The sequence below is a fragment of the Nocardia paucivorans NBRC 100373 genome (assembly GCF_000308675.1).
Taxonomy (GTDB): Bacteria; Actinomycetota; Actinomycetes; order Mycobacteriales; family Mycobacteriaceae; genus Nocardia; species Nocardia paucivorans.
This window is the reverse complement of the sequence record NZ_BAGE01000109.1, coordinates 1-1588: the sequence shown is the minus strand read 5'-3', so window position 1 is coordinate 1588 and position 1588 is coordinate 1. Positions and strand designations below refer to the sequence as shown.

3 protein-coding genes are annotated in these 1588 nt (G+C 68.5%); all 3 read left to right on the top strand.

What is annotated here, in order from left to right; translation table 11 throughout:
• Positions 1-28 precede the first annotated feature (28 nt).
• Positions 29-190 (top strand): hypothetical protein, encoded by a 162-nt coding sequence (locus ON32_RS29090; protein ID WP_157224302.1) that lies wholly within the window; start codon positions 29-31, stop codon positions 188-190.
• On the top strand, positions 187-831 hold the full coding sequence (locus ON32_RS23515; RefSeq protein ID WP_040793201.1) for a hypothetical protein: 645 nt from the start codon (positions 187-189) through the stop codon (positions 829-831). Before ON32_RS29090 ends, ON32_RS23515 begins: the two co-directional genes overlap by 4 nt.
• Positions 831-1588 (top strand): replication initiator (locus ON32_RS23510; RefSeq protein ID WP_373284363.1); only part of this gene is annotated, 758 nt, incomplete at its 3' end. The genes ON32_RS23515 and ON32_RS23510, both read left to right, overlap by 1 nt.

Sequence of the window (1588 nt, the reverse complement as noted above, 5' to 3'; positions counted from 1 at the left end):
ACGACGATGACGGTTCGGGGTGGGCGGCATGAGCGACACCCAGCCCGATCGGGTGCGTCTGGTGATCGAGGCCACCGACAAACCCACCGGCAGACGAGGCCGTCCCCGTCGCTCTCGCACCGACCAGTTTGCCCCGTGTCCGGGGCAGCTGTCCCTGTTCGACCCTCCCACCAGCAAGGAAACCCGATGAGCACCACCACGAAGACCGAGCACCACGACCCGTTCGACCTGGTCGGCCTGGCCGTGCTCAACACCACCTGGTATGCCCTGATCGGCCTCGCGGTGGCGCTGCACTGGGCGCTGTTATTCCCGGTCGTCTCCGTCCCCGTGGCCCTGTCCCTCACCGCCGGTGTCTGGTTGGGGTGGCCGGTCGGGCTCGTGACAGCGGCGTGGTTCACTGCGGGGATCATGCTCTGGCGTCGCAGGCGTCCGGAGATGTTCGAGCGGTGGGTCACGCGCCGGGCACGGGCACGGTTTTTGACCTGGTGGCGGTATCGGCGGCGGTGGGCTCGGCTGATGACCGCCTGTGGTCTGCGCATGACCTACGACAACGGCACCCTGGTGCCCCGCCTGCTGTCGGTCGCTATCGGTGAGAGCTCCGATCGGGTGCGGGTGCGGATGCTGGAGGGCCAGTGCCCCAACGACTACGAGAACCGCACTGACCATTTGGCGCATGCCTTCCGCGCCCAGCAGTGCCGGGCGGTGCTGGCCGGTCCGGGGGTCTATGAGCTCACCTTCCGGTATGCCGATTCGCTGGCCGAGACGGTGATCCTGCCCAGGGTGGATCACTGGACCAAACCGGCCGAGCGGCGGGGACGGGAGGCGGCCTGATGGAAGCCGCGACTCCCGTTCAGGAGTCCCCGAAGGTCCGGCAGACGGCGGCTCAGCGTCGCGCTCTGCCGGATTTCCGGGATATCGCCGACGCGGTGGCCGACCAGGAGAAGGTGTGCCGTCGCCCGATCCCGATGCGCGTCTACGACCCGCACACCTTCACCGTGGAATACGTCGGCGCTCCCTGCAAGTCCACCATGGCCTCGGTGTGCCCGGCCTGTGCGCAGCGCAACCGGTATCTGCGGATCACCCAATGCCGCGAAGGCTGGCACCTGGACACCGACCCGGCCACCGAGAAAACCGCCCCATCGCAGCGGCAGCAGGAACTGTTGGCGCAGCGGGCGGATGTGTGCGACGGCTACCGGGCGGCCAAGGCCGAGGATGACACCGAACTGGCCGAGTTCTTCGCCGAGACCGTCACCGGCATCGATGCCGAGCTCCGCGCCCTGGGGTTGCGCAAGCGGCTGCCGCCGTTGGACCCGCCGGCCAAACAGCGTCGGGTGCGGTCGACGCGGCGGCGTCAGGATGTGCCGAACCTGCCCCGGCTCAAGGTGTCCAAGCACACCATCGGCCGCCAGTTCGCCGGCAAGTACCGGCCCTCGATGTTCGTCACCCTGACCCTGGACTCCTACGGGCCGGTGCGCTCGGACGGTTCGCCGGTCGACTTCGACTCCTACGACTACCGGCGCGCCGCTCGGGACATCGTGTTCTTCTCCAACCTGGTGGATCGGTGGTTTCAGAACCTGCGCCGGGTGGT

Excerpts from the sequence above, each read along its gene's own strand:
- ON32_RS23515 (WP_040793201.1), top strand. The coding sequence starts at position 187 with ATGAGCACCACCACGAAGACCGAGCACCACGACCCGTTCGACCTGGTC.
- ON32_RS29090 (WP_157224302.1), top strand. The coding sequence starts at position 29 with ATGAGCGACACCCAGCCCGATCGGGTGCGTCTGGTGATCGAGGCCACC.